The sequence below is a fragment of the Rhodopirellula sp. JB055 genome (assembly GCF_043100905.1).
Lineage (GTDB): Bacteria > Planctomycetota > Planctomycetia > Pirellulales > Pirellulaceae > Rhodopirellula.
This window is the reverse complement of record NZ_JBICHO010000113.1, coordinates 1-2,638: the sequence shown is the minus strand read 5'-3', so window position 1 is coordinate 2,638 and position 2,638 is coordinate 1. Positions and strand designations below refer to the sequence as shown.

Sequence of the window (2,638 nt, the reverse complement as noted above, 5' to 3'; positions counted from 1 at the left end):
CAAAATGACCAAAGGGCTTGGCTCACGACACTGGGCTGCCGCCGCGATCACCCGCAAAACCAAAGCGGTCTCAGTCGTTGTCAGCCAATCGACTGGCACGGTTCGGTTGTATCAAAACGGGTTCTTGATTCTGCAAATTGTGCCGATGGACAAAGCAATCAAGTGGCAAGAGTTCGCCTTTGAACCGCCGCCGCAAACCGCCGACGAAAACTGATCGGATCGGCAGGCTGTTGGGAAGCGACCAAGCTAGATGGCCAAGGTCCTTAGAAGCCGAGGTCCTCAGAACTGGTGTCCCTTTTTCGGTCCGTCTTGAGTGAGCGTCAGGATCTCCGGTCCCTCTTCCGTCATCAAGATCGAATGCTCGAATTGGGCCGAGGGGCGTCCATCCCGTGTGCGGACTGTCCATCCGTCCGCTTTGTCGCACTGGGTGTAACGTGAACCCGCGTTGATCATGGGCTCGATCGTGAAGCACATGCCGGGGAACAGTCGATCGATTCGGCTCTGTCGGTTGGGAAAGTGAGGGATCGAGGGGTCCAAGTGGAACTGTTTGCCCAACCCGTGTCCGACGTATTCGCGGACCACCGTGAAACCGCGGCCTTCGGCTTCGGGGACCACCGCTTCGCCGATCGTGGCCACGCGGCATCCGGGGGTCAAAGCGTCGATTGCCAAGTGCATGCAGTCGAATGCACATTGCGTGACCGCTCGCTTTTCTTCGCTGACTTCGCCCAGCAGAAACGTTTCGCTTTGGTCGCCGTGCCATCCGTCGACGACTGTCGTGATGTCCACGTTGACGATGTCGCCCTCACGCAACTCGTAGTTATCGGGAATCCCGTGACAGATCACTTCATTGACGCTGGTGCAGCAGCTTTTGGGGTACTTTTGGTATCCCAACGTGGCAGCTCGGTAACCGTTGCCGTAGGTCCAATCATGAACCATTTGGTCGATCTTGCCGGTTGTGATTCCCGGTTTGACGTGTGGCCGAATGAAGTCCAACAGGGCGGCATTCGCTTGGCCTGCGGCCCGCATCATGTCACGCTGTGTTTCGGTGAGAATCAGTTTTTTTTGCTTGGTCAGCATGCGTCTAAGTGGTGCTGGTTCGATTGAATCGTGGCCGTCAGAAGGCGAGCCGCCAGCATAGCAGGTTTAAGAACGCGGCAAACCCGAACCGCCGGGGTATGCCAGCCATCGGAGGGATCTGGTGCGGAATGATCGCGACAATCCGATGATTTGCCCCGACAGGAACGCTCCCGATCGGAACTTTTGCGGCCAGGAAGGGTTAGTTCGATACGGAACGTGACCATTTGCTCGTGCCAACCTTGTTTTGGCGACTATCCTGTGATGCGAGATCCAGGCAAACGTTTTCCGCTTCGTCCAGCTCGATCCTAAATCTTATCTTATCGAAATGAATCGAATTGTTTCCAACGCGACGCAAGCCGCGAACGCATCGTCCTGCCGGGGTTCCGATTGTCGTCGATGGATCTCAGCCGAGATTGACGACGCTCTGTTGCGGACCGGTCAGAAGCGGGCTCCATGGACGCAACTTGCTTTTCGTGGGATCGCGATGGCGGGGATTCTGACGCTGACGGCAGGTGCCGGCTTTGCTCAAGCCCCCAGTGGCGAAATGGCGGACGCCCAGGACACCTCGGCAACCGCCGAAACGGACGCTGCCGTCAGTTCGGGGCTGAATGCTGAGAAAGAACTGCGATTCAATTTCTCGGGGGCACCTTGGTCGGACGTGCTACGGTGGTTCTCTGAGCAAGCCGATTTGTCGTTGCAAATGGACGCTTCGCCCGCCGGAACGGTCAATTTCAGCGATCCATCGCAAACCTACTCCATCGGCGAAGGCCTGGATCTGATCAACCGCTTGCTGCTCGATCGCGGTTGGGCCGTGGTTCGTCGCGGACGGATGCTATTGCTCGTTGACCTGGAAGCGGAGAACGCAGAGAAGTTGATCAGTGAGATGGCCGAGCTGGTCACTCCGGATTCCTTCGACCAACGCGGCAACAGTGACATTGTTCGCTGTGTCTTTCCTCTGGGTGGTTTGTCGCCCGACGAAGCTCGGGAAGAGTTGTCGCAGATCATCGGCCCATGGGGACGAATCAATGTTTTGGCTGGGGCTCGGCAAGTCGTCGTGACAGAAACCGTTGGCAAGCTGAAAACGATTCAGTCGGTTTTGTCGGCAGCCGAGGAAGCTCAATCCAGCGTCGTTGAAATCACGCTAGAACATCGAGCTGCCGAAGAAATTCTCGAAGTCGCGCGACCACTGGTTGGTTTGGAACCCGGAATGAACCTGGGTGAGGACCTACGCATCTCGGTTTCGATCTACGGCGACCGAGTTTTCGCAACGGGATCACCCGCGAAATTGTCGTTGCTAAAAAGCATTTTCACCAAAGCCGACAAAGCGATGCCCGGCAGCGAAGATGCGGAAGAAGTCGAAATCATCAAACCCGTGTTGAAGACACACGCGGTCGCTTCGGCGAACATGCAAACCGCGTTTGATGTGTTGCAAACCATGTTGGCTGGCACACCGGACACACGCATCGTTTTGGATACCACAGGTGGCGTCAACGTCGCATCGGCCCGCCCGGAAACCCCGGAATTGTTCGCTGATACGATCGCGGAACTGGATGGCGAGGGC

Annotated in this window: 2 protein-coding genes and 1 pseudogene; 2 read left to right on the top strand and 1 reads right to left on the bottom strand. The window is 56.8% G+C overall.

From position 1 onward, the window contains the following. On the top strand, positions 1-214 hold a 214-nt coding region (locus ACF8AM_RS04650; protein ID WP_392554510.1), incomplete at its 5' end, for a DNA integrity scanning protein DisA nucleotide-binding domain protein. Positions 215-279: 65 nt separating this feature from the next. Here ACF8AM_RS04650 and map read toward each other — a convergent pair. Beyond that, the gene (gene map / locus ACF8AM_RS04645) at positions 280-1,077 is read right to left on the bottom strand and encodes a type I methionyl aminopeptidase (protein WP_392554509.1); all 798 of its coding nucleotides are present in this window, start codon (positions 1,075-1,077) and stop codon (positions 280-282) included. 325 nt (positions 1,078-1,402) lie between these two features. Here map and ACF8AM_RS04640 point away from each other — a divergent pair. After that, a pseudogene (locus ACF8AM_RS04640) lies at positions 1,403-2,638 on the top strand (hypothetical protein); the annotation flags it as partial.